This is a genomic window from Rhodococcus baikonurensis, from assembly GCF_040489275.1.
Taxonomy (GTDB): Bacteria; Actinomycetota; Actinomycetes; order Mycobacteriales; family Mycobacteriaceae; genus Rhodococcus_F; species Rhodococcus_F baikonurensis.
Genome location: NZ_JBEUOQ010000003.1, coordinates 80,140 through 103,947, shown reverse-complemented (window position 1 = coordinate 103,947; position 23,808 = coordinate 80,140). Strand labels below are relative to the sequence as shown.

Genomic DNA, 23,808 nt, shown 5'->3' with positions numbered 1-23,808 from the left:
TCATTGGCCGACCGTCGGCGACTGGCATGGCACAGCCAGGGAGTCGAGCAGGCGTTCCCTCTGGGACGCGACGGCCTCGATGCGTGAATCGATCAGACTCCAGTAAGTGGCTGGATCGTCTCGAATCGATTCCACCGCGTCGAGAACGCGCGTTGCCGAAGTCCGTCGGGCATCGAGAACGTATTGTTCCAGCCCCAGATCATGAAAAGCTCCCCATGATTTTCGTTCGTAGCCTAGGTGCACACTCGGCTTTCCAGCGAGCAATGCAGACAACGATCCGTGGAGGCGTGTACTGACAACAACGCGATTCTCCGCGCTTTCCAGATAGTGCTGCAATGGCTTTGGGGTTTCCGGAGAGTATTTGGCGGTGAGGGGCGTGTCATTGTTTCCGCCACCCGTGGACTGAATCGCCCATACGACATGATCTGACCGAGCCAAGTCGGACAAAGTGTTCTCGTAGGATCCAGGGCGGGAGAGCTCACGGGCCACGACTACCGGGCCATGCGTGATCTCGATATTGCGAGGTGCACGGACCTCCGCCATCTTGAGAACCGCCAGATCCGAGATCCGTTCGACATTGCCGAGGTCGGCGAACAATTCGTGTGATCGATCGTCTCGAACGAGCACCTGGTCCATCGCCTTCAGCGAACCTGCGATGCGGCGACGGAGAAGGCTCGGGAACGGGCCGATACTCTGCGGGAGATAGATCTTGCGCGCACGACTTCGTGCGGCAAGATCGAGTTGACCGAAATGCGCCCCTGCAGTTTTCAGGGCTTCAGAAACAGACGAACCTCGTAGGTATCCGCCCCCGACGGCGACAACCAAATCTGCTTGCTCGAACAGCATCTTGACAGATGCCGGCCCGCCGGTGAGTGAACTGGCCAGCATGGAAACGCGTACGGACGCCTTCTTTTTCGGGTTCGGAATCCATGCCGATGTCCACTGATGGAACTTGACATGGTTCGCCATCGGATGGTGGCGGAATGATTCTGCATCAGTGGCAATCACGTCGACGACAGAGTCCGGCCACACCGATCTCAGCAATTCGAGTGTTTCCTCCACCAGCAACCGGTCGCCAGAGTTTTGAGCACTGTATGCATGAATGACCAGGATGCGCGGGCGGTCACGATTGTATTCGGGCAACGATCTCACTCCTGGTCGTCATGGTGCGGGACGCCTGCAAACCCATTGAATAGGCAGAATCTCGGTACCCGTCACTCGATACGATGCCGAGGGCGGACCGCAGGCTGGCCGCGCCGGTAAATGTGAGCACTGGCCCGGAGGTACGCAGATCCTCGAATGCAGGTAGATCGGTGGCAACAACCGGCCGGCCGCGTGCCCACGCCTCCCATACGAACACAGGATTGAGTTCGTTTCGACTGGGCATGAATGCCGCATCTGACCAATCCAGGTAGGGCACAACATCATCGACGCGTCCGACTAGTTCCACCGTATGCGCAGAAGGCTTCGCATCGTCGAACCGCCGTTTCAGATCTTCCTCTTCCGGCCCTGATCCCAAGATTTTGACTTCACAAGGAATCTCGATATCTGACAGAAGTTCGGGAATTCGATCGAAACCCTTCTGCTTGGATAGACGACCACAAGCCAAGAGCCGTAGGGGTGCCCCCGCACGTTCACGACGAGTGGTTTCTCTCGAGTCAACTCGGATCAAGTTCGGCTCGTATACAAGGCGAGCATGCGGTCCGTAACGTCGTTGGCGAATCTGACTCACGGCTAATTCCGAAGGTGCAGTGATCAGCTTTGCGTTCCGAAGTGCATTACGAACGAGCACGTTCTCGATCAGGGAGACAACGCCAGTTTCATCCGCACTCGGCAACTGATGGAAGGTCGCAATCAGCTCACTCGGAAGGCGTTTGAAGACACTCGCGACGCCGAGTGCGACATGGCTGCCCCTCATCAGTGAATAGACCACATCCGAACGCTGAAGATGTGTTGTTATTGCACGACTGGCTCCGACCAGTCCGCGAGGACTCCTTGGATAGTCGAGCATGACGAACTCGTCGGCAAGGTCGGAAACCTCGTTGAAGTCTCGGCAGCCTGCAAACAAAGTGACGACGGTCGTATGTGTGTCGGCAAGGCCGCGTAGTAATCCGCACAGTGACTTTTGTGCACCCCCACCTTCCAACCAGGGTGCCACGACGAGCAAAGACTTCAACTTTGGCGGTTCCGACACAAACTTCTCCTGGTCAATTTGCTCTATCACTTCCCAACACCGCCTCGAGCGTCTTCGCGACGATCATGATGTCGCTCGTCATCAACCAGTCGTCGACATACGAAAGACCAAGGCGAGCTGCGTCTTTCCACTAGATTCGATCGACTGCTCACCTGCTGCGGGCATTCACATCTCAATATGCGCCGTCACTGGCCAATACCGCTTTCAGTGTTTTGCCGACGATCAAGACATCCCCCATGAGCGACCAGTTGTCGACGTACGAAAGATCAAGTCGTACAGTCTCTTCCCAGGAAAGATCCGATCGTCCGCTGACCTGCCACAACCCTGTGATGCCTGGCTTGACGAGAAGTCTGCGACTGACTGTTCCGTCGTATGCCTCGACCTCGCGACGCAGCGGCGGCCTGGGGCCTACAACGCTCATCTCGCGACGAAGAACGTTCACGAACTGAGGCAGTTCATCGATCGAGTATCTGCGCAGGAAGCGCCCGACCGGTGTAACGCGCGGGTCGTCGCGCATCTTGAAGAGCACACCGGCGCCGTCGTTCTGGGCCATCAACGACGACACCTGCGAGTCCGCATTCTGGACCATCGAACGGAACTTGAGCATCGGGAACGGTTTGCCGTCCAGTCCCATTCGCTCTGCTCGGTACAACACCGGTCCCGGACTCGAGATCTTGACCGCCATCGCCGCCACCAGAAGAACAGGTGCGATCGCGACCAAGATCAGCGACGCAAAGATCACATCGAACGATGATTTCGCAAAGCGTTGCGCACCATGATATTTCGGTCGCTCGACGCGAATCAGAGGCTGACCTGCTACCGGGCGCATCGACAATCGTGGGCCCGACACATCGACGATGCTGGGCGCAACGACCAGGTCCACGTCCCGCGATTCCAGATCCCAGGCAAGCGCGCGGATACCGTCCGAGCCGAGATGCTCGGTTGCCGTCACGGCAACGGTGTCTGCGCCGACCAGTTCCAATGCTTCGACAACCGACGTCTCACCGCCGAGAAGCGGTATGTCACGTCCGTCGACCGCAATGGATTCGTCTGCGCGCCGAAGGAAACCTGGCACACACACTCCGACCACGCGGAAACCGTCAGCACTACCTCGCTCGAAGTTTCGTGCCAGTTCAGCGCCGGCGTCCTTGCTGCCCACCACCAGTACAGATGTGAGGCACTCTCCGCGCGTACGACGTCGTACGATCACCCCACGCCACAGCCAGCGGCTGACAAGTAGTGCGAGAAGCCCGACGGGAAATGCGAAAGCGAGGTACAGCCGGGCGATGTCGAGTCGAAGCAGAAGGCTCACGATCGCGATGACCCCGAACAATCTCATCGCGGACACGAGGATTCGCCGATACTCTTCCGGACCGCTCCCGATCACACTCGCGGATCTCGTCCGGAATATCTGCAACGTCGCCAGCCATGCGACCACGACACCGACGGACAATCCGGTGTAGCTGAACTGCCCGAGCTCACGGGCGTCGACGGCAGTCGGCGCGGCGCCGAATCGAAGCCACTGAGCAGCCGACACCGCCCCGATGACAATCAGCGAATCCGTCACTGTCAGAGCGCGTATGTAACGCTGCTGCCACGCAGCACGCGAGGAAAACTCCGCACGGGAGTCCGGCACGATGCGCGGACGCTGATACCCGAGCGACGGCGCCATGGGCATGTCCAATGCCGACATCTGACCAACCTTCCCGTTTGCGAGCCGCCAGGCCCCGACCGTTCTTCGGAATTTCCGGTTTGCATCCAAAAGCCGCAGACACACCAAAAATATGGAGTAGAGCAAATGTTCCGCTTAGGTGTCGGCAACATTGCAACTTGATAATCCGGGGGCGTTGCACGTGCCGTGTGGATACTATGAGAACATCTCGAAGGCCCGAGTTCAATTCGAATAATGTTGCAGGTCAAGACTCTAAGCAGCAATCTCGTCTCGACTCAGACACCCGAAGGCTCCTGGACGATTGTTCATATTCGGTGGCCGCGATGTCAGTCCATCATTCTCGCCCCAGTTACCAACTGGTAGCTATAACTCAGCTATCCGTCCGATTCCAGAAATCACTCAGGCCTTAGGTCCCAACGATCGCAATAGCTCACAAAGCGGACATTCCTAGTCAGTGCAGACCACAGTTCTTTCGCTTGGGTAACTGGACCCGAAACAACACAATCGAGAACCGTCCCTGCATTCCGGGGACCTATGTCCCCGAAGGTCGAATCGGCTCGACCTGATTGAACTTTCTGCAATCCGAAGGTGAATTAGCCTTCGACGTCCAGTAATTCGGCAGATCGAAAATCTCGCATTGCCACACGGATGACCAAGCCCTTCGCGAAGCGTCGAAAAAAAGATTTCATGCTTCCCACTATGTGAGATGTAAAACATGAAAGCGCGAGGGCCGAACCGCTCGGGGGCGGGTCCTCGACGCGTCGTGGGCGTTATGCCTTGATCAAGTAATGTCAGCACGTGGCGCCGAACCGAGGGCGGTGATCGGCGGTCTCCAGCGAGTGCGCAGCCTCGAATCGCACGTAGACATATCGGGTACAAGCGAATGGAACTGAAAATGTTGAAGATTCGTGAGATCCGCTCCGAGTCCGGGATCGTTCCTCGACTCGCCGTGCGATGGTTGATGATAGTGCTCGCCACGATCTTTGCCTTCTGGCCTACCTGGACCAAGCTATGGCAGAGCACGGCCAGCGGCACAGCCATCGGCTATGTCTTCGCCCTACCGCTGTTGTGCCTTGTTGCGGCCGTCGGAACAGACTTGAGGCGCGGTCCGGAACTTCCTATTCACGATCGCGAGACGGACAAGATAGTCGGTTGCATCGGTCTCTTCGTCGCGTTGGGACTCCAGGCACTCCTGCTACCGCGCTTTGCCGAGACGTACGAATTGATGCATATCGACGTGATCGCAGCCTGGATATTCGTTTGGAGCGCAGCGGTTCTGATGTTCGGGCTCCGTCCGGTCAATCGGTACTGGGCGATCTGGGTGGTCCCGATCATCCTGGCGCCCCTGCATTACCGAGCCATCGCGACCGAAATGGGCGGGACCCGTTTCGACTACAGCGTCCTCATGGTGCTGGTCGCGTCTGCCGCGACCACGATCGCCGTCAGTAGAACGTGGAGGCGAGGGGCGATCGCGTTCGTCGCCGCAACGGTACTCGGCGTGGTGGTCCTCTACGTCACGATTCAGAAGTACCCCACTGCTCCGCTTTTCGTCGTGCAGTTGTTTCCGGCGCTCGGGACCGCAATTGTCGTCGGTGCCGCCTTCTATCTGTACGAACGCCGGGGAAAGTCGCTCAAGCCGTTCGACCGACCACTCCGAAAGCCCTCGACAGCCACGAGCAACTGGACCATCCTCGCGGTATTTGCCGCCGCCGTGCTGATGTTCTTCACACCGCTGCCACCGACAAGCCTGACCGTTAACGTCGGTCCGCCCCCGGCTACTGCCGATCCTCGACTTGTCGTTCCACTGGGCTGGCATCAGATTGCAGCATCCGAATACGACTGGCCCCGTCGCTACTTCGGCAGCACCTCCGAACTGAGCCGTCAGACCATTCGGGCCGACACCCCGAATCCTGCCTGGGACTCACAGATGCGGCCTCGCACGGTACAGATTGACGTCGTCCAGGTCCGTCGGCCATCCACGCTCGCCGTGTATCCCAGCAAGACCACATACGACCTGGAGAATGCGAGAGTCAGCCCGACGGTCACGGTGGAGTTACCACGCGGGATCGTCGCCGAGATGTACACGATCGTCGACGACGCTCTCCTTCTCACATGGAGCAATCTCAATTTCGTCTGGACGCGGGGCGACGGAGCCGCGCAGCGAGTCAGCCTGATCAGCGTCGACAATCACGAACCCGATGCCTACTTCCCCGAACCGAAGCCGTCGATGGCGTCCAACGGTAGCAATACGCTCGCCGTCCTGCTTCGTGGTGAAACCTCGACCGAAGACACCGAATCCGAGTACAAGGATCTGGACATGCTCGAAGCGCTCGCTCGACTACTCGTGGAGGCTCAGACGTGGTGAACGAAAACCGAAGCCGGCAGAACAGTGTCGTGGTCAACGGCGACCCGGATACACCGGAGTACCGCGAGGCTGCCCTGCACGATGCAGTGAACGGACTACGCGAGCGCCATCCGATCTCATCCGCTTCGGTTGCCTTCTACCCGTGGCAACGAAACGTGTTATTGGTGGGCTTCGCGTTGGTTGCCGTCAGCCTCGTCTTCTTCCTCGCGCCAACTCTCATCGCTCTGACATTGATCTGCACCATCGGATATATCTGGGCGATGGTCGACCGCTTGATCTTGTTCACGAGGGGTCTTGATGCGTCCTCGATCATGACGATCAGTGACGAAGAGGCACTTGCTCTTTCATACGACGACCTTCCCACCTACACCATTCTGGTCCCCGCATACAACGAGCCGGAGGTCGTCGGCGACCTCATCGCAGCCATGCGAGCGATCGATTATCCGGCAGACAAGATGCAAGTCCTGCTCCTACTCGAGGAGGATGATGCCATCACGATCGAAGCGGCGCTTGCCGCCGGTGTGGACGAGGTCGTCAGCATTCTGAAGGTGCCCGCGGCCGATCCACGAACCAAACCGAAAGCATGCAACTACGGGCTGCATTTCTCGACGGGCGAGATCGTCACGATCTACGACGCCGAAGATTCCCCCGACCCACTCCAATTACGTCGAGTAGTCGCAACTTTCGCGAAGCTTCCCGAGAACACTGCTTGCGTTCAGGCCAAACTTGCATTCCACAACGGAACTCAGAACCTGTTGACCGCATGGTTCACCGCCGATTACGCGCTGTGGTTCAGCTTCATCCTTCCTGGATTGATGCGGAGCAATTCACCGATCCCTCTCGGCGGAACCTCTAATCATCTACGACGCAGCGTTCTCGACGAGATCGGTGCATGGGATCCTTTCAACGTCACCGAGGACGCAGACCTCGGGGTGCGGATAGCCGAGAGCGGATATCGCACCGCGGTCTTGAATTCCACCACACTCGAAGAAGCCAACAGCGACACGATCAACTGGATAAGGCAGCGATCGCGTTGGTACAAGGGATATTTGCAGACGTGGCTCGTTCACATGCGTCAGCCGGTGAAATTGTGGCGTGGTTTGGGCCCGATCGGCTTTCTCAGATTCACAATTCTCATGGCCGGCACACCCGTGGTCGCCACTTTGAACATGGTGTTCTGGCTCATCAGCCTGGACTGGATTCTCGGACAACCTGAAGTCATCCACCAGATCTTCCCCAACTACGTCTATTTCCCCGCGCTGATCTCTCTGGCATTCGGAAATGCCGCCGTTCTCTACATGAACCTCGTGGCGTGCCGCGAAACGCGAAACGCGATGCTCCTCGTTGCCTGTCTGACTGCTCCGTTGTACTGGGTACTCATGAGCATCGCGGCAATCAAGGGAACCTATCAATTGATTCGAAACCCGTCGTACTGGGAGAAAACTTTTCACGGTCTGAACACCTGAGAGCGTGAGCCTCGCGTTTTACACAGGTGTGAGTTATGTCTACTGATCAATCTCACCCGCAATTTCACCCGAATCCGGATTTCCACGGAAAACACACAGCTAGACGGTTGCGGTAAACACTCATTTCAGTCACAGAACTTAACTACCGATACGCGAGAATCGCAGTGAAAGGTTGCCGAACGATCACAGAATCGACGTTCAGTGGCTTATACGCCGGGGCGGCGCTGGCTTACCGCGCAGCACTCAGGCACTATGACCGGTATGAGCGGTTTTTCGGAATGGGTGAAGCATCAACTGGAACTTCGCCAAGAAACAGACGTGGCCGATGCTGCGCGTGCGCTGGGAATACGACCATCGGAGCTCGGTCGGTGGCTGTCCGCGAAACGCCCTCCCACGCAGGACACGATCAGAACCGCGTGCCGCGTCTTCGACGTCCACGTACAGGAAATTCTCGTCGCCGCGGGATACATGACACCCGACGAATCAGGGCTGGACGACAAACCGATTTCGCTGTCCGCCCTCAGCACCCGAGAACTCGTCGACGAACTGGCGAGACGCTCCGCGTCACACAGCCCCGAAGATCAGTAAGTCAACTGCGGATCCGGTTGATCCAACCTTTCCTTGAGCCAGACTCGTAATTCCGGTCCGTACTCGGTGCGGCTGAGCGCATGGTCGAGAGAAGCCCGCAGAAAGCCACCCGGGTTACCCAGATCATGGCGGGTTCCGTGATGCACGACGACGTGAACCGGATGTCCCTCCGCTATCAACAGCGCAATCGCATCCGTCAGTTGCAGCTCGCCACCTTGTCCGGGTGAAATTCTTCTGAGCGCGTCGAAAACCGCGCGATCGAGGAGATAGCGTCCGGCCGCTGCGAGTGTCGACGGGGCATCCGCAGGGTCCGGCTTCTCGACCATGCCGACGACTGCGAGCACGTCGGGGTCATCGCCTTCTTCGGGCGCTCGGACGTCGAACACTCCGTATGCGCCAACAAGATCCGGTGCGACGTCGAACGCGCACAGCACTGAGCCACCGCGCTCGGCACGCACCTTCGCCATCGTGTCGAGAACACCGCAGGGGTGTACCAGGTCGTCGGGCAGCAGCACCGCGAACGAGTCCTCGTCTGCGTCCAGCACCGATTCGACCAGTCCAACAGCGTGTCCCAAGCCCAACGGGGATTCCTGTACGACCGGTTCAACGGATATGAGGCCTGGAGCACGCCGCACGCGCTCGAGCAGATGATGCTTTCCGCTGGCGGCGAGCTTGCCCTCGAGCACCAGGTCCTCGACGAAATGCCCGACGACCGATGCCTTGCCCGGCGCAGTCACGATCACCAGACGTTCCGCGCCTGCCTGGGCCGCTTCACTTGCGACCAGCTCGATCCCGGGTGTATCGACCACGGGGAGCAACTCTTTCGGAACCGTCTTGGTGGCCGGGAGGAAGCGAGTCCCCATCCCGGCGGCCGGCACCACAGCAGTCTTGAAAGACCGTTCAGCGCACCCTGTCATCGTTCACCTCTCCGCTCACGCGATGTTTCACACACTTACCGTTACGCGCATGCAGCGGTCGTCCCCTCATTTCGACGACCGAAGCTCACACCGCATGTACAGCCTGCGCACAAGGTCTACCGGGCGACCGATGCCGTCGCAAGTTGACCCGAACTCGGAATTCGTTGCGCACGAGAGCTACACACCACCCCTCGTTGTCACTTCTACGAGGTGCACACCGCGCTCCGCTCACTACCCGTTACCGCGGCGAACGGTTGTGGCCCTTTTTCGACGTTGACCACGGCGGGACGTAACTACTGGCCAAAGAGACAGGTACGACACAACTTACGAGCTCAGCACCCCGACCGGACCGTCCCCAGTCGACCCGGACGTAGGTCCTGGAGGCGCCGCGTAAATGGTCCCGTGCGACTCCACCGGCCTTCAAGTTCGGTTATCCGCAGGTGAATGCCTCTGAATACCATTGAATACGAACGAAATACGGGTATCGAGTAACGATGCCAGGTTCAGGTTGTTATCAAATCGTGACCATACTCCCACTGGGCGGAACTCCCAGTGGACTACTAGCAATGTCCTAACTTGCCAGTGAAGCGATCACGTCGAAGAGTGGATCGTCAGGCCCGATGTCCATCGTGCATTCGTTCGGCCGTGGATCCGGTACGAATGCCCACAGGAGAGCGCCGGCCGTGCCGGCCGCCTTCTGCCCCGTCAGCTTCGTCTCGATATTCGTGGCTCTGGTCGCCAGTGATTCACAACTACCCGCCAATTCGCCTGTCTCGGCGACCAACAACGGCTTCCCGACGTTCGTCGCCTGCTCGATACGTCGTGCCAGTCCGTTCCACTGGTCGCCCGGAAGCGGCACCCCGTCGGCTCCGTAGTCGTGATACTGCAGAACGTCGACGAAGTCGGACTCGCTCACGTATTGGTAGTCGTCACCCGCAGTGCCGCACTGACCGCCCCCGACGTATCCGGCCGTGATCAGAGTGTTCGGATCGATCGCTCGAAGTTCGGCGCCTGCCGTGTCGAAGAAGTCCCGCAACACCTGCGCGGAATCAGACGGGCACGTTCTTGTCCACCAGTTGCAGGCGGCATCGGTGCACAGGCTCGGTTCCGGCTCCCCCACCAATTCCCACGCCGCGACGGAAGGCTCGTTCTTCCAGCGGTCGACGGCGGTGTGCATCCAGTCCTGGAAGCTCATGGTGGCTCGACCTGGGATCAGGTTCGCGACCTTCCAGTCGTCGGTGTACCAGTCCCTGGATTTGAACAGCCCGTCATCACACCCGCTGTCCTGGGGTGAGAGCACCGGAATCGTGAACTGGTTGTGTCGCGCGGCAGCGTCGAACACCGCATCCATCGGTCCGAAATCCATCTCTCCGGACACCTTGTTCACCGCGAGCGCCTGGAAGGCGTTGAAACGCGTGACGGAGTTCGGCGGCAGCGAACCGAAGTACGCGTCGAGGTCGACCATCGCGCCACAGCCGAAGTTCACCGACCAATCGGTGGCCAGTTGATAGGCATTCAGCCCGGTAGGCCACCACGGCTGTCCGTCGAGCGTCAGTCCGCTCGACGACGCTCCGACCCGGACCGTCTTAGGCGAATCGGCAACCACCGGCGTCGTGAACATTCCTGTCACCACCGCGACGGTTGCGAAGCCGACTACAGCGGCAGCGATACGGCGACGCACTGTGCGTCGCACACGCGGACGCGCTTCTTCAGAAGACATCTACAACCATCCACGTCATACGGACAATCCTCCCACACGAATTGCCTCATCGACCCGTTTGACGTTCACCGGTGACGCGATACAAACGCCAGGCCGAAGGGTCCATCCCGCCGTCGTTGGGCACCTCGAGCACGAGCGCTCCCACACCGCCGGCACCGGTGTCGTACATCGTCGGATAGCGCCGATTGACCGCGTCCGACACACCGCGACCGGTATTCGGAACCGACAGGATGTATTCGACGTGATGTTCGGCCGGGTTGTTCAGTACGCGCACGAAGTCCGCATCGGAGGGCACGACGAATTGCCGAGGGTTGTTCGACGACGCCACGACGGCATAGCTCTGCACGGTGTCGAGCAGAACCGATCCCTCCGGCAGAGCCAAGTCGTCCAAGTACCTCGCAATGCGACGCTCGGCCGCAAACGTGCGCAGATTTGTCTGCTCCTCGAGGTTCTGCCGGCCCGGAATGATCGCGCTGGCAATGGAATGCTCGAGCACTGCGATCCGCGCATTACCCATCGCGACAAACGTGACCAGCGTCGAGCCGACCAGCAAGCACAGGGAGATCACAAGAGGTAGAGACGGTCCCGCCTGCTCGGGGTACGTCGACACCGAGCGCGACGCAGCAGCCCCCGGTCGACGCGTGACGACCGGCGCTCCGCGAGGAGCGATCAAGACCACCAACACGAAACACAGCGGAATGATCGAAATGTAGAAGCGCAGAAGGGGAAACGTCGATCCCATCACGTACAGCAAGGTTTGGGCGCCGAGGATGGCGCCGAACAACACAAGAGGCACGATCACTTCGGTGTCCCGCCGCCGAAGTGCGTAGATGACGGCCAGGACCGCGAACACCGGGAGCGCCGGCCCGAGGACGGCCATTTCGGTAATCGAGAACCCGAGGCGGGCAATCGGTGAGTCGGTTCCGGCACCAGCCTGCTCCAGGATGGAACTGTTCCCGTACACCGACGAGAACTGTTGGAACGCTTGACCGGTGATGAGCCAACTGGCAAACGACCACAAGGCGAAGGCAAGGAATCCCGGCATCATCACGACGGCACCGTCGAGCGCTGCTGCCCAGAGCCGCAAGCCAGGTCCCGCGCCCTCGCCCCGCTCCTCCGCGGTCGGGCGGAAACGAAGCCAACTCACCACGGTCACCAGCACCACTGCGACAAACAGCGGTGCCAATGCGTCGTAGCGGGTCAGGTACGCCAGAGCGAACGCGAGGCCGGCACCGATGAGGTCGTGGACGTCGTCGCTTCGCATCCACCGAATCAGTCGACGTGTCGCCCACAGAACGAAGAAGAGGAACGGAGCTTCGCTCATTCCGCTCGCCGCGTACATGACGATCATCGGATTGGCAGCGAACAGCACGGTCAAGATGACGGTGACCCATCGCGTACACCCACGGTCACGACTGATCCCGCGGATCTGAATCACAGCACCAGCCATGAAGGCCGCGGACATCACGACCGCAGTGATGTTCCACCGCAGCAGATCCGGCCACCAATGACCCATCAGGCCCATCGGAATCTGGACTGCCGCCGTCAACGGGGTGAACACGAATCCGATCGCCGCGAAGTGCGGATCACGGCTGAGCAACATCGCCGATACCGCGGCGACGCGACTGAGCGAATCGGTGAAGATGAACCCGATACCCGCGTTCATCCACACGCCCAACGCGGTGTAGATCGCGAAGAGGACGAGGAACATCCGCCAGGGCTTCCGGCCCGGTAGATCGTGGACCGCGACGGACAGGGCCGGGCGATCGATGACGGTCACTGTCCGCGACGCCGAGCCACGAGCACACCACCGACGGCGACAGCGATCAGAACCACGGTCCCGAATCCGATCCAGCCGATCGTGACCGCGCTCAGTCCGGTGTCCTCTTCGGCCGAGGTCGCAGTGCCCAACGGGGCGACGTTGACTCCGACGTCGAACGGCTCTCCTCCGCGCGGTGCGACCAGGAGATCACCGGTCAGTTCTGCGAACCGGTCCTTCCCACCTTCCAACCAGTTGAGCAGGCCGTCGGCATCGGCCGCATCACTCGCAGATGTCAGCGCCACCACTTCGTTGTGCGAACCCGAAACCACCTGCAAGGCACCGTACTGTCCACCGAATTCCAGACCCTGCAAGCGCAGGAGCCCTTGATCTGCGGTGTCCATGGGTAGAGCCACCGGAGTGGGCAGCGTCCCGTCCGCCGCGATCAACAACGCCGGCAGAGAGCTGGTCGCCGCGTCGCCGAACGGGAGCACACGCGGTTGCAACGGAAGATAGCTCAACCGCTGCATCGTGACGACGAGGCGCTGCGCTCGAATGAGATCTGCGAAATCACCGTGACTCAAACCGACATCGAGTGTGGGCAGCATCGACTGCGGTAATGCCTCGAATCCTCCAGGTATCGGCGGGAATCCGGTAGTGGACGTGATGGTGCTGGCCGGATCGACAGTGAGCGAAGACGGGCTACTGGTGCCGCACTGGAAGTCGCCGGTGACATCCATCGACACCTCGAACGTCAAGTCGCGACGCAGGAGTTCGTTCGGAACATCGACGCCGATGTCGAAGCGCCCAGTCTCGTTCACCGTCTGCGAAGCGAGGCGTGTATCCCCCAGCGAGATCGACAGTTCTCCGTTGCGCGAATTCGGCAGCGGCACATAGGAACCGATCATCCGGATCGACACGTCCTTCATCGGACGGCCAAGTTGCGACTGACTGAACGGGACGTCGACCTCGATGTGATTGAGACCGGAGGCCGTCAACGTTCCGAGCTTCAGCTCACCGACGGTGATGGCGTCCTGGGAAATCTGGGCAACTGTGTTGTCCGGAGACGCCAGCGCTCTGCTCGCCGCCCAGTAGCCGTCGAAGTTCGCCGCCAAGAGACTGACTTGAGGAACGAGTGTCTTGTCGTCCCCCGAAATCCGCAGCACGGGTGAACCATTCGGAGTCGCCGCGAGATCGATGCCGGCGTCCCCACTGTTGCCGATCACTACAGCCCGCTCGAACAGTCCCGGCTCGGCGGACGGTAAGCTCTGGCCGTTCGGCAGCTGCTCCACCACCACGGCGTCAGGCTGACTTCCGTACTTGTTGACAATCGCCGCACTCAGTTGCAAAGCCGCACTCTGCTGCGACCTTGCTGAACCATCCGTGACGTAGATGGTCGCCTTCCTCAAAATCGGCGGGAAGAAGGTTGCAACAGTCATAGGCTGCTGCTCGGCACCGTCGTAGGTGACAAAGGCGTCCCGGAGTGCAAGGGGCTGGTATCTCGTTCGGTCGTAACAGCGGTCGTCGACGGGAACGAGATGAGCGATCATCGACACGGTCACGCTGCGGTCGACCACTTCGAGACCTTGCAGGGGAACCGAAATCGGCAGTCCGGTTCCGGCTTGCCCGGCGTCGAAGTCGACACGGCTCACCAATCTGCCGTCGGCAGTCACTTCGAGCCAACCTCTACTGAAGTCGGTCGGGGCAGTCAGGATTCCGGTCACGGCTGTTGCGGTGAGTCCGTCCGGCACCGGCACGGTCACCAACACGGGTGCGTCATCGGAGGAGAACACGATGTCCGTCCCTCGGCCGAGTTCGGTGAAGGAGATCGGAGTTGTGGCTGCGGCGGCCACCGACGTATCCGTGTCGTCCTCGAAATCCTGGGCCGAGGCAACACTGCCGAGCGGAAGTAACAAAGTCACCGCGACAGCCACCGGCATTGCCAGCGCGCGCGTCAGCCAGGTTCGAGAGTGGCCCATCAGCGTGTCTCCTCGACATTTCTTGTTTCCGCGCAATCACCAAACACAAATCACGAGTAGCAATCTCGCCAGTTCGTGACGGTCGCAGGTCCGATCGCACCATTACGGACAAACGAACCATAACGACCGATTTGTGCGTTTGGCTAATTATCCCGACCGGCGAGACTTTTGTTACGGCGCGTCACATGATTAGCAATCGCTGCCGCTGGGAAGCCGAAAGAAACCGTCCGAAACCCCGTCAATACGCCTGAACGTCCGTCCAGTCCGAACACTTCACGGGCGGATAATTCTCAGATAAGGATGCTGTGACGATCAATTCGATCATCCCCACCGGCAAGAGCGCGGTCGGAAAGCTGGTCGGCGCGCCTTTCCACTTCGCATCATCGCTACGTATGGCCAGGGTTTTTCACCCTCACGGGATCGAACTGAAGGGAATGTTGAAGCCGGCCACCCCCTTGGTGGCCGGTATCGGAGTCCTCGACGATTTCCGTCACCGCTCGAATGTCGAAAGCCCTCGGAACACCGGGAGACCTACCCGACATACTCGGCCTGGCGCTTCGGTTGCACGAGGTCGGCGCCGATGAAAATCCGTGGGACATTCTTCTCGCAACATCAGGACTTTCTACCTTCTCGAAAATGTTTCCAGCTCCGGCTTTCTCGTGGAACGGCGCGCGATACAGCACACTGGTTCCTTACTCACGCGCAGGCGGTGCGGCGGCGTGGCTGATCGTGACACCGCGCGGCGTCCACCCGACCGGCACTTCTTTGTCGGCATTGAAAACGGCGGTCGATCATTCCCCTCTGCACTTCTCCGTGTACCTCGCGAGAATTCAACTTCAGTTGATACCGATCGGGCATCTGTGTCTCGACGAGGTCGAGGACCACCCGGATTGCCTCCAGCCGTCCTTCGATCCGGTTCTGAACAGGCCGGCCCACATGCGCATGCTTCCGGAGTGGCTCGCAGAAACGCGCAAGTTCGCGTATCGCGGTAGCCGCAACGGCCGAGGAGACACACAAAAGCGCGGTTGACCGGACTTGCCGATCAACCGCGCCGAAGCTCACTCAGCTTGTGAACTTGTCCTTGATATCCGAGACCTTGTCACTGACGGTGTCTCCGGCCTTCTTGACCTTTGCCTCGCCCTGATCGGCAACACCTTCGGCAGCCAGATCATCGTTGCCCGTGGCATTTCCGAACTTTTCCTTTGCCTCGCCGATGAGATCCTCAGCGCGGTGCTTTGCCTTGTCGATGAAGTCAGACATGTATTTCTCCTTCTTTGATTCGGTCGTGCATACGGCCGTGGGATTCGGTCGTGGATTCAGTCGAACTCGAACAGCGTGGAAAAAATGTGTCAGCGTTTTCCGGTGACTGCCTTGACCAGGAACAGCAAGATGACAGCGCCGAGGAGGCAAGTGAGGAAGCTGAAGATCCAGCCGGCGCCCTCGACATCTACGCCGAAGACTCGAAGCAGGAAACCACCGATCAGGCCGCCGATGACACCGACAACGATGTTGAGGAAGATCCCCTGCTGCGCATCGGTTTTCATGATCTTACTGCCGATCCAACCCGCCAGTCCACCGATGATGATCCAGGCGATGATACCGAGAGGAAGCATTTGAACTCCTTAGAGTAAAGAGGGACGGCGCAATGAGAGACTGCCGGTGAAGGGAGAGTTCCGAGCGATCGGCCCGCGCAACTAGACCGTGATCGCGGGTTGTGTTTGCACACAACCGGAGTCTCCGCCGCACGCGCGGGGGATCGTGCACTCAGTAGCAGCCACATTGTCTGCTTACATTTCTATCAGGTGTTCACGACAGAACCAAAATGACTGGCGATTCACCACATACGAGAAACGACACTCACCGACGCACACATGATCAGCGTCACGAAGATCGCGATCGTCACCGAGGTAACGGTCGAGAGGAGCACCGTGACACACAGTGCCACAGCAACATCCATGACTCTGTGGACGATCGGGAGGTCTACCAATACCCGGTCGTCCGGAGGCTCAAACCTCGATCTATCAGAGAGTTCTCGGCTCATCGCGTTTCGCACTTTCCACGGCGATGTGGGTTCTGGTCGCGACGGAGGGATCACCGACCACCACAGCGACTTGATCCCCCGTACCGGTGACACGAGAAATCAACTCGGACAGTGTTTCCGATCCGGATACGACGCTACGTCTCAGTATCACCCGTAGCTCGACAATGCGAACTCCGCGATCGACCAACGCTTTTCCTCGGACACGCGATACTTCGTCGAAGTCCTCCAGTGATGCGCTCGCTCCTTCCGCCACTGCACCCAGATCCGCGGTGATGGAACTGTGCGAGTTCGACCCTGGGACCGTGATCTCCTTCACCCGCCGCAGCGGCACATGCGAGATCAACCACCGCAATGCGAGGAGGACGAGTAGTACTCCCACGCCTCCGACAGCCCACGGCCACCACGAGTAATCGACAAGATCTTCAGCCCACGGGATCTCGATACGCGCAGGGAGATTTTTGATCACGTCGAGATTCCACAGGATCGCTGCAACTCCCAGCACTACCGCGAGCATCCCCACTACGCATGTCGCCACGCGATCCATCGCCGTCGCCGTCCGAGTCATGACATCGATCCCGTCTGAATACGAACCTTGATTCGCGGCGATGGTGACAGTGACCCGGTCAAGTCCCCCAGCACCGCACGGATTTCCGATTCAGCGGTCACGGCTCCATCGGGTGTGACCGAGGCCTTCACTTCGAGCTTGCGCCGAGTCGCGTGCGACGAAGCAGATCGAACCTGCGCCAGTGACTCGACGCGAACCGATGCTATCGCCGCTACATCGGCGGGATCGATCCATGTATTCGTGACTCCGACCAAGGCATTGGCAGTCTTTCGTCGCGGTTTGAGTCCGACGATCACGAACCACAGTCCGAGAACGACGGCTGCGATCCCGGCCGGCAACATCCAACCCTGGTACGTGAGCCCGTCCACATATGTGGCAGCCCTTGGTATCCACTGCGAGCCGGTGATCACGCCGGTGTCCACCAGTGCGTCGCGGACGCCGACCACGCCGAGTGCAAGTAGCGCCGCCGCGATGAGAAATCCAGTAACGGCCGATCCGGGCGTCGCAAGGGGAACAGGAGCAGCAGCCCTCGAGGCCGTGGATGGTGGTGCGACCTTTTCCGCAGTCATCGCACTTTCCTTCCCTCGTCACTCTTGGTAGATGCGGGGAGAACGCTCACGATCGCGACGTCCACGCCGTCCACGTCCAGGCCCGATACGGACTGCAACTGCGTTGTCACGTTCTCTCGCACCGCGGTACCGATCACCGACAAGGATCCGGGCCACTCGATCGCGATGTCGACCTTGGCCCGTACCCGCTTGCCGGATACCAGCACTCGCGCCCTCGGCAATTCGCGCCCGGTCAGTTTGTCCATGCCGCCGGCGTGATGACGCACCCCCGGGGTTCCGCGCGTCGCCTCGAGAACCAACTTCTGCGCGACTCTGTCTCGAATCGTCAGCGTTCCGCGATCGCCCGGCTCACCTAGCGCAGACAACTCCGGTCCAACTGTCTCAGCCACGCCCGCGGCCCTTCAACATCACACCGAGATCGAACTCGCCGTCACGCTGACCACCGACGAGGTATCCGATCACGCCGAGAACCAACGCGATGAGGAATCCGGTGAAACCGCCTGCAGCAGCAGCGACTCCGAGGAGTAGTCCTGCCAGTAGGCCGACAGTCGAGGTGGTCATGTGAATCCTCCGTTGTGGATGTTGTTCGATGGTGCGGGTCAGATTTCGGTATAGGTCTTGGCACCCGGAAACCGAGCGCGCACCCGCGTGTACTGGGCCCGAACGGGTTTGGATATCTGTCGCATCGTGCCGCGCAGCGTCGTGCGCACAACCACACCGATCGGGGATGCGAAGTCCCGGTCGACTCGTGCGAGCGCTCGATTGAGCGCGTCCGCAGATCCGCCCACGTCGGGGTGGTAGTTCCTGATCGCCTCTCGGCGTGCGGATCGGCGATCAGGAACTGAACCTCGAGAGTGCTCAGGCATCGTGCGCACGACCGACTACGTCTTCCACGGTCACATTCACTGGGCCTGCAACGAGTCCCGAAACGGCTTCGCGGATACGTAAAGCCGTATCGCGAACGGCGGCGTCGACGAAGATGCACACATGGATGTCCGTCGACGACTCCGTCACCCGCACGCCGACGACGCGACGACCGGGGAGGTACGTGCCAACCTCGCCGAACATTCCGGCATGAAGCGAGGCGACCCCAGGCACCCGCGTCACAGCCTCCGCGATGGTGTCAGCGATTTCGGAACTCACTGCACCCGTGCAGTCTTGGGCTCGCCGGTTTCGTCGTCACTGCCCTCGTCAAGGTGGACGTCGTGAACCGTGATGTTCACCTCGGTCACCTCGAGACCGGTCATCCGTTCGAGCGCCGCGATGACGTTGCGACGAATGCCGGTGGCCAGATCGGCGAGCGATACGCCGTACTCGGCCACGATGTCGATGTCGACCGCTGCCTGCTTTTCGCCGACCTCGACCGATACTCCCTGGGAGTGGTTGACACTCGCGCCGGGGATCCGCTCACGCAGTGCCCCGACGACTCGGGACGCTCCGCCGCCGACGTCGTACACGCCGCTCACCTCTCGCGTAGCGATGCCGGCAATCTTCGAGACAACGGTGTCGGCGATCGACGTCTTTCCTTGCGAGCTCACGAGAGCCGAGTCGTTCGATGATGCAACATCCTTCGTAGATGCTGTCGCAACCTGCGTGCTGACCATTGTCATCTCCTCCTGTTGATCGATCTACCTGTGTAGTCGCGACTCGAACGCAAAACCGAATGCCTCAGCCGGGTGACGTGCATCACTGACACTTGTTAGTTACTGTCCGTAACATTCAACGCCCCGGCCGCGCGAACAATCTTCGAACGCAGCCGAGTATCCGCATTTCTGCGAGAGGAGCGACTGTGGCGTTACCGCACACACAGGGGCTCGCCGAAGCACCTGACGGCTTGGACCCTGCAACGGTGGACGCCGCGATACTCGGCGACCGAGAAGCATTCGAGTCACTCGTGCACTACTACGGCCCCGCGCTCCACCGATATGCGCGTCGAATGCTCGCGGACGAAGGCGACATTCTCGAGGTAGTCCAGGACACCTTCGTTGCCGCGTGGCGCCGCCTCGATTCATTTCGTGGCGAATCGTCGATGCGAACATGGCTTTTCGCTATCTGTTCCCGAAAGATCGTGGACAGCTATCGAATCAAGCGGGCTCAACCGATCGACGACAAGCTGCTCGATCCTCTCGTGCCGTCTCCCGAGGCCGGTCCGTTCGACGCGACCTCGAACTCCGCGTTCCTGGAAGCTCTGGAAGAGGCCTTGGGTGAATTGCCTTATCGCCAGCGTGCAGCCTGGACACTACGAGAGGTGGAGATGCTCACGTTCGTTCAAATCGGCAAGATTCTGAGACTCACTCCGGATTCGGTGCGTGGGCATCACCATCGCGCACGGGCTAACCTGAGTGAACGAATGACGAGGTGGCGATGACTGAATCACGAACCGACGCATTGATGGCGCACGCATCCGACGTCCTGCGGAACGCTCCCGAGCCAGGATGGGATCGAATCAGCGACAAGGTGATCCGGGCACTGCGGTCGACCTCGGCGTCCAGTTGGCCGCTCGATGCACATGCGTCCGAGGGTCCACGTCTCGGCACGGTGTCGGTGAGCGATCACGTACTCCGCACCCATTTGGCCGCCGAGATCCGTTCTCGACACCACTGCTCGCCGAGCAGTATCGAGTTCTTCGTCGACGGCCACGAAATACGTTCACTACGTATCGAACTGACAGCGCCGTACGGAGTGGATCTAGCCGAACTGTCGGACCGGGTACGGTTCACCGTCGTCGACGTCGTTCACTTGATCCTCGGCGACATGGACCCACCGGTCTCTGCAGAGAGCGTCCACATCGCCGTAGTCGACATCGTGGATGATCTACCTGCCGAGGAGAACACCAAAAGCCACTCCGAACACTAGGTGTTTGTTCGGCAAGTGTTTGGGAACCCGGCACTCATGACCACTCCCCCACCACCGGATCCGGGCCCGGTCCCCGATCCGGGGCCGCCGACACCACCCGCCCCGACACCACCCGATCCGCTGAATCCACCACCTGTGCCGCCGACTCCGACACCACCGAATCCGTATCCCCCGGATCCCATCCCCCAGATCTGAAGTCAGCGAGAATCTGAAGCCAGGGGGCCTCAGTAGTCAGGTGGCCCCAGTAGTCAGTGACCTCAGTAGTCAGTGACCTCAGTAGTCAGCCACCGAGTTCGGCGATCATCTCGCTCAACGATTCCGCGGCGATACGCAGTTCACCTTCGTCGGGGTTGTCGTGCGAGGACGGTAGGCGTTCGGCCAACTGCTCACGAGTGACAAGCGAGATACCCTCGAGGCCGAACCCTTCTTCGTCGGGGACGTAGATCTCGATCTCGCCACCAACCGCTACCAATTCCGAATGGGGGCCGCTGCCGAGCAGTGCACGCAGGTGTTCGGTCGTCACGGTCATATGGTTCACGTGAAATCTCCTGCTTCGGTGACAGCTGACTTTGCTGGTACGGGCTCGACGTGGCGTACTGACTCGACGTGACGCACTACCACCTACTGAGTACCCCTCGCGGGTGAGCAGGAAACGACAAGTACATGAACAACGACTTCCCGAAGGAAACGCACACACCATGACTGAACAGAATTCCACCGACCACGCGGATCAGACGGACGAGCCGCAGACCACCGACACCGATCATGGTCCCGGAACCGGCTCCGATGCAGCGCACAAAGACGTTCAGACCGATCCGTCGGGCGAGCGAACCTGGGCCGACGAGGGTGGAGCTACGACCACCGGCCCGGCGACCGACACCGACTGATCCCGCAGGGACTTAGTCATCGGGACCAAGGTCCCGTGGGTCGACGCTCACGGGTCCTTGAAATCCGTACGGATCTAACGCTTTTCACCTGGGTTTTCGCGATGCGGTAAGGTAGGCACTCAGCACGGTTGAGTACCCAGCCGTTGAAGACGAGCACGGTTCGTGCGTTGCTTCCCGTGCCGTTTCCCGGTTTCGAACGAAACCGTTTCGAACCAGACCGTTCGAACGAACCGTTTCGAGCAATCCGTCAGGAGTTTCGATGAACGAGTTTTCGAGAACTACAGATGAGCGTACGGACAGTCCCCCCACATTCACCACGACGTGTGCGGAAAACATTCAGTCGCTCGTGGTCAGCGGTGAGATCGACGTCCGGTCCCGAGCTGATTTCGCTGCTTGCGTCGACGACCTGATCGGTGAGCGTCACCCGTTCGTACTCGACTGCTCGGACGTCCAGTTCATCTCCGTCGGAGGTCTTTCCATCATCGAGACTCTGTCGGCCAAGGCACGAAGGCTCGGCGTACCTTGGACGCTCGTCGCAGCGCACCCCGTCAGGCGCCCGCTCTCTCTTCTGAAAATGGACGCCGACATCGTGTTCACCGATTCGACAGCCGAGGCGGTCACGTACCTGTCCTCGACGCCCGTCCTGGACGAGACCCTGGCGGAGCCGATGTCGGCGTGAGTACCGATCTCGAAAAGCTCTCCGAATTCGTCGTCGTCGCAAACCGACTGCCCGTCGATCTCGAAACCGACGAAGACGGAGGCAAGAACTGGAAGCGAAGTCCGGGTGGACTCGTCACTGCGCTCGAACCCATCCTGCGACAGCGAGATGGCGCTTGGGTCGGCTGGCCGGGGGTCGCGGACGAGAAGGTAGATCCGATAGTGGTTGACGGCCTTCGCCTGTTTCCCGTCGAGCTCACCTCTCAGGACCTCGCCGAGTACTACGAGGGATTCTCCAACGACACGTTGTGGCCGCTCTACCACGACGTTCTGGTGGCTCCGACGTTCGAACGGTCGTGGTGGCACACGTACGTCGCGGTCAACCAGCGGTTCGCCGAGGAAACCGCCCGTTGCGCCGCGGACGGAGCCACCGTCTGGGTGCAGGACTATCAATTGCAACTCGTGCCGGCAATGTTGCGCGAGCTGCGCCCGGACCTGACGATCGGGTTCTTTCTTCACATTCCGTTTCCTCCTGTCGAGCTCTTCATGCAGCTTCCGTGGCGCAAGGAGATCGTCAAGGGCATGCTGGGCGCCGATCTGATCGGCTTCCACTTACCTGGTGGCGCAAACAATTTCCTGTTCTTGGCCCGCAAACTACTCGGCCTCAAGACAACGACCGCAGGCGTCGGTGTTCGAAGTGCGCTCGGGCATGTGGATTTCGATTCTCGCGTCGTCAAGGTGGGAGCCTTTCCGATCTCCGTCGATTCGGCCGAGCTCGAGCGGCAGTCGAAGAGCGAATCGGTCCTGCGCCGCGCACGCGAATTGAAGGAAGAGCTCGGAAATCCCGAGAAAATCCTGCTGGGAGTCGACCGCCTGGACTACACCAAGGGCATCGATCTACGGTTGCAAGCCCTCAAGGAACTCCTCGACGAGGGCCGTTTGGATCCGGAGAAGTACACGATGGTGCAGCTCGCGACGCCCAGTCGTGAACGCGTGCAACACTATATCGACCTTCGCAGTGTCATCGAGGAACAGGTGGGCCGCATCAACGGCGACCACAGTCAGATCGGCCGCCCCGTAGTTCACTACCTGTATCAACCGGTCGACCGTGAAGAACTGATCGCGTTGTTCGTCGCTGCCGACGTCATGCTCGTGACGCCGATGCGCGACGGGATGAATCTGGTGGCCAAGGAGTACGTAGCCTGCCGAAGCGACCTGGGAGGCGCTCTCGTTCTCAGCGAGTTCACCGGCGCTGCAATGGAATTACGACAGTCGTATCTGGTCAACCCGCACGATTTGGACGGCGTGAAGAATACGATTCTGACCGCGGTTCATCAGGATCCGAAAGAGGGCCGTCGCCGGATGGCTGCGCTACATCGGCAGGTCATGACGCACGATGTGCATCAGTGGGCCGAGTCGTTCCTGACCGCGCTTGCCCCACCCGGACCGCTTCCGGACGATCAGTTCGTCACGGAGCGTGAGTCGGACTTTGCGCGCAACAACTGACCCTCGCGGGCTTGCGTCAAGGGCGCTCGGAGACTCGAGCTAGGATTGGTTTCAGTTCATCGTCAAG

General features: G+C 60.0%; 27 protein-coding genes. 9 read left to right on the top strand and 18 right to left on the bottom strand.

Translation table 11 applies throughout. The features are described from left to right. The 3 genes from ABWI03_RS08130 to ABWI03_RS08120 form a co-directional block, all read right to left on the bottom strand. Positions 1–1,152, bottom strand: a complete 1,152-nt coding sequence (locus ABWI03_RS08130; protein WP_253252966.1) for a polysaccharide pyruvyl transferase family protein — start codon at positions 1,150–1,152, stop codon at positions 1–3. Further along, the gene (locus tag ABWI03_RS08125) at positions 1,124–1,918 is read right to left on the bottom strand and encodes a glycosyltransferase (protein WP_260395515.1); all 795 of its coding nucleotides are present in this window, start codon (positions 1,916–1,918) and stop codon (positions 1,124–1,126) included. The genes ABWI03_RS08130 and ABWI03_RS08125 overlap by 29 nt, the downstream gene beginning before the upstream one ends. A 448-nt stretch (positions 1,919–2,366) precedes the next feature. Further along, positions 2,367–3,887, bottom strand: coding sequence for a sugar transferase (locus ABWI03_RS08120; protein WP_124567370.1), 1,521 nt, complete (start codon positions 3,885–3,887; stop codon positions 2,367–2,369). Positions 3,888–4,761: 874 nt separating this feature from the next. Between ABWI03_RS08120 and ABWI03_RS08115 the strand changes: the two genes are divergently transcribed. The 3 genes from ABWI03_RS08115 to ABWI03_RS08105 all read left to right on the top strand — a co-directional run bounded on the left by ABWI03_RS08115 (position 4,762) and on the right by ABWI03_RS08105 (position 8,285). Further along, on the top strand, positions 4,762–6,231 hold the full coding sequence (locus ABWI03_RS08115; protein WP_283376863.1) for a hypothetical protein: 1,470 nt from the start codon (positions 4,762–4,764) through the stop codon (positions 6,229–6,231). Continuing rightward, on the top strand, positions 6,228–7,697 hold the full coding sequence (locus ABWI03_RS08110) for a glycosyltransferase (RefSeq protein WP_397487149.1): 1,470 nt from the start codon (positions 6,228–6,230) through the stop codon (positions 7,695–7,697). The genes ABWI03_RS08115 and ABWI03_RS08110 overlap by 4 nt, the downstream gene beginning before the upstream one ends. A gap of 261 nt (positions 7,698–7,958) precedes the next feature. Further along, positions 7,959–8,285 carry a helix-turn-helix domain-containing protein gene (locus tag ABWI03_RS08105; protein WP_235171503.1) on the top strand — a complete coding sequence of 109 codons (327 nt, stop codon included), beginning with the start codon at positions 7,959–7,961 and terminating at the stop codon, positions 8,283–8,285. On the opposite strand, the gene ABWI03_RS08100 is transcribed toward ABWI03_RS08105, so the two are convergent. The 4 genes from ABWI03_RS08100 to ABWI03_RS08085 all read right to left on the bottom strand — a co-directional run bounded on the left by ABWI03_RS08100 (position 8,279) and on the right by ABWI03_RS08085 (position 14,660). Beyond that, positions 8,279–9,202, bottom strand: coding sequence for a UTP--glucose-1-phosphate uridylyltransferase (locus ABWI03_RS08100; RefSeq protein ID WP_298776027.1), 924 nt, complete (start codon positions 9,200–9,202; stop codon positions 8,279–8,281). The genes ABWI03_RS08105 and ABWI03_RS08100 overlap by 7 nt on opposite strands. Before the next feature lie 571 nt (positions 9,203–9,773). After that, on the bottom strand, positions 9,774–10,922 hold the full coding sequence (locus ABWI03_RS08095; protein ID WP_296554910.1) for a cellulase family glycosylhydrolase: 1,149 nt from the start codon (positions 10,920–10,922) through the stop codon (positions 9,774–9,776). Between the two features lie 46 nt (positions 10,923–10,968). After that, positions 10,969–12,702: an ArnT family glycosyltransferase gene (locus tag ABWI03_RS08090; protein ID WP_095971919.1), complete on the bottom strand. Its 1,734-nt coding sequence runs from the start codon at positions 12,700–12,702 to the stop codon at positions 10,969–10,971. Further along, a complete protein-coding gene (locus ABWI03_RS08085; RefSeq protein WP_298776032.1) occupies positions 12,699–14,660 on the bottom strand; it encodes a hypothetical protein in 1,962 nt (653 codons plus the stop codon). Before ABWI03_RS08085 ends, ABWI03_RS08090 begins: the two co-directional genes overlap by 4 nt. A gap of 636 nt (positions 14,661–15,296) precedes the next feature. On the opposite strand from ABWI03_RS08085, the gene ABWI03_RS08080 reads away from it, so the two are divergent. Next, complete coding sequence (locus ABWI03_RS08080; RefSeq protein ID WP_298776036.1) at positions 15,297–15,689, top strand: hypothetical protein; 393 nt, start codon at positions 15,297–15,299, stop codon at positions 15,687–15,689. A gap of 33 nt (positions 15,690–15,722) precedes the next feature. Here the strand turns inward: ABWI03_RS08080 and ABWI03_RS08075 are convergent, their stop codons facing one another. The 10 genes from ABWI03_RS08075 to ABWI03_RS08030 all read right to left on the bottom strand — a co-directional run bounded on the left by ABWI03_RS08075 (position 15,723) and on the right by ABWI03_RS08030 (position 19,439). Further along, the gene (locus ABWI03_RS08075; protein WP_007726588.1) at positions 15,723–15,920 is read right to left on the bottom strand and encodes a CsbD family protein; all 198 of its coding nucleotides are present in this window, start codon (positions 15,918–15,920) and stop codon (positions 15,723–15,725) included. 89 nt (positions 15,921–16,009) lie between these two features. Then, positions 16,010–16,273, bottom strand: coding sequence for a GlsB/YeaQ/YmgE family stress response membrane protein (locus ABWI03_RS08070; RefSeq protein WP_003943661.1), 264 nt, complete (start codon positions 16,271–16,273; stop codon positions 16,010–16,012). 221 nt (positions 16,274–16,494) lie between these two features. Next, positions 16,495–16,617: a hypothetical protein gene (locus tag ABWI03_RS08065; protein ID WP_260395499.1), complete on the bottom strand. Its 123-nt coding sequence runs from the start codon at positions 16,615–16,617 to the stop codon at positions 16,495–16,497. Between the two features lie 64 nt (positions 16,618–16,681). Then, positions 16,682–17,266, bottom strand: coding sequence for a hypothetical protein (locus tag ABWI03_RS08060; RefSeq protein ID WP_235171497.1), 585 nt, complete (start codon positions 17,264–17,266; stop codon positions 16,682–16,684). Then, positions 17,263–17,835, bottom strand: coding sequence for an Asp23/Gls24 family envelope stress response protein (locus tag ABWI03_RS08055; protein WP_235171496.1), 573 nt, complete (start codon positions 17,833–17,835; stop codon positions 17,263–17,265). The genes ABWI03_RS08060 and ABWI03_RS08055 overlap by 4 nt, the downstream gene beginning before the upstream one ends. After that, positions 17,832–18,224 (bottom strand): Asp23/Gls24 family envelope stress response protein, encoded by a 393-nt coding sequence (locus ABWI03_RS08050; protein WP_095971914.1) that lies wholly within the window; start codon positions 18,222–18,224, stop codon positions 17,832–17,834. The genes ABWI03_RS08055 and ABWI03_RS08050 overlap by 4 nt, the downstream gene beginning before the upstream one ends. Next, on the bottom strand, positions 18,217–18,396 hold the full coding sequence (locus tag ABWI03_RS08045; protein WP_003943629.1) for a hypothetical protein: 180 nt from the start codon (positions 18,394–18,396) through the stop codon (positions 18,217–18,219). Before ABWI03_RS08045 ends, ABWI03_RS08050 begins: the two co-directional genes overlap by 8 nt. Positions 18,397–18,434: 38 nt before the next feature. Further along, entirely contained in the window at positions 18,435–18,623 is a 189-nt protein-coding gene (locus ABWI03_RS08040) for a hypothetical protein (RefSeq protein WP_235171495.1), read from the bottom strand. A 70-nt stretch (positions 18,624–18,693) separates the two neighbouring features. Further along, positions 18,694–18,978, bottom strand: coding sequence for an Asp23/Gls24 family envelope stress response protein (locus tag ABWI03_RS08035; protein ID WP_235171494.1), 285 nt, complete (start codon positions 18,976–18,978; stop codon positions 18,694–18,696). Beyond that, positions 18,975–19,439, bottom strand: a complete 465-nt coding sequence (locus ABWI03_RS08030) for an Asp23/Gls24 family envelope stress response protein (protein ID WP_003943699.1) — start codon at positions 19,437–19,439, stop codon at positions 18,975–18,977. The genes ABWI03_RS08035 and ABWI03_RS08030 overlap by 4 nt, the downstream gene beginning before the upstream one ends. 185 nt (positions 19,440–19,624) lie before the next feature. Here ABWI03_RS08030 and ABWI03_RS08025 point away from each other — a divergent pair, with 185 nt between their 5' ends. Further along, entirely contained in the window at positions 19,625–20,203 is a 579-nt protein-coding gene (locus tag ABWI03_RS08025; RefSeq protein ID WP_029537811.1) for an RNA polymerase sigma factor, read from the top strand. Further along, positions 20,200–20,691, top strand: coding sequence for a hypothetical protein (locus ABWI03_RS08020; protein ID WP_234036715.1), 492 nt, complete (start codon positions 20,200–20,202; stop codon positions 20,689–20,691). Before ABWI03_RS08025 ends, ABWI03_RS08020 begins: the two co-directional genes overlap by 4 nt. A gap of 280 nt (positions 20,692–20,971) precedes the next feature. Here the strand turns inward: ABWI03_RS08020 and ABWI03_RS08015 are convergent, their stop codons facing one another. Beyond that, positions 20,972–21,220 (bottom strand): hypothetical protein, encoded by a 249-nt coding sequence (locus tag ABWI03_RS08015; protein ID WP_095971909.1) that lies wholly within the window; start codon positions 21,218–21,220, stop codon positions 20,972–20,974. Between the two features lie 169 nt (positions 21,221–21,389). Between ABWI03_RS08015 and ABWI03_RS08010 the strand changes: the two genes are divergently transcribed. The 3 genes from ABWI03_RS08010 to ABWI03_RS08000 all read left to right on the top strand — a co-directional run bounded on the left by ABWI03_RS08010 (position 21,390) and on the right by ABWI03_RS08000 (position 23,741). After that, on the top strand, positions 21,390–21,578 hold the full coding sequence (locus ABWI03_RS08010) for a PI-type proteinase (protein WP_124567378.1): 189 nt from the start codon (positions 21,390–21,392) through the stop codon (positions 21,576–21,578). 259 nt (positions 21,579–21,837) lie between these two features. Continuing rightward, positions 21,838–22,257, top strand: a complete 420-nt coding sequence (locus ABWI03_RS08005) for an STAS domain-containing protein (protein WP_095971908.1) — start codon at positions 21,838–21,840, stop codon at positions 22,255–22,257. Beyond that, the gene (locus ABWI03_RS08000) at positions 22,254–23,741 is read left to right on the top strand and encodes an alpha,alpha-trehalose-phosphate synthase (UDP-forming) (protein WP_095971907.1); all 1,488 of its coding nucleotides are present in this window, start codon (positions 22,254–22,256) and stop codon (positions 23,739–23,741) included. The genes ABWI03_RS08005 and ABWI03_RS08000 overlap by 4 nt, the downstream gene beginning before the upstream one ends. Positions 23,742–23,808 lie beyond the last annotated feature (67 nt).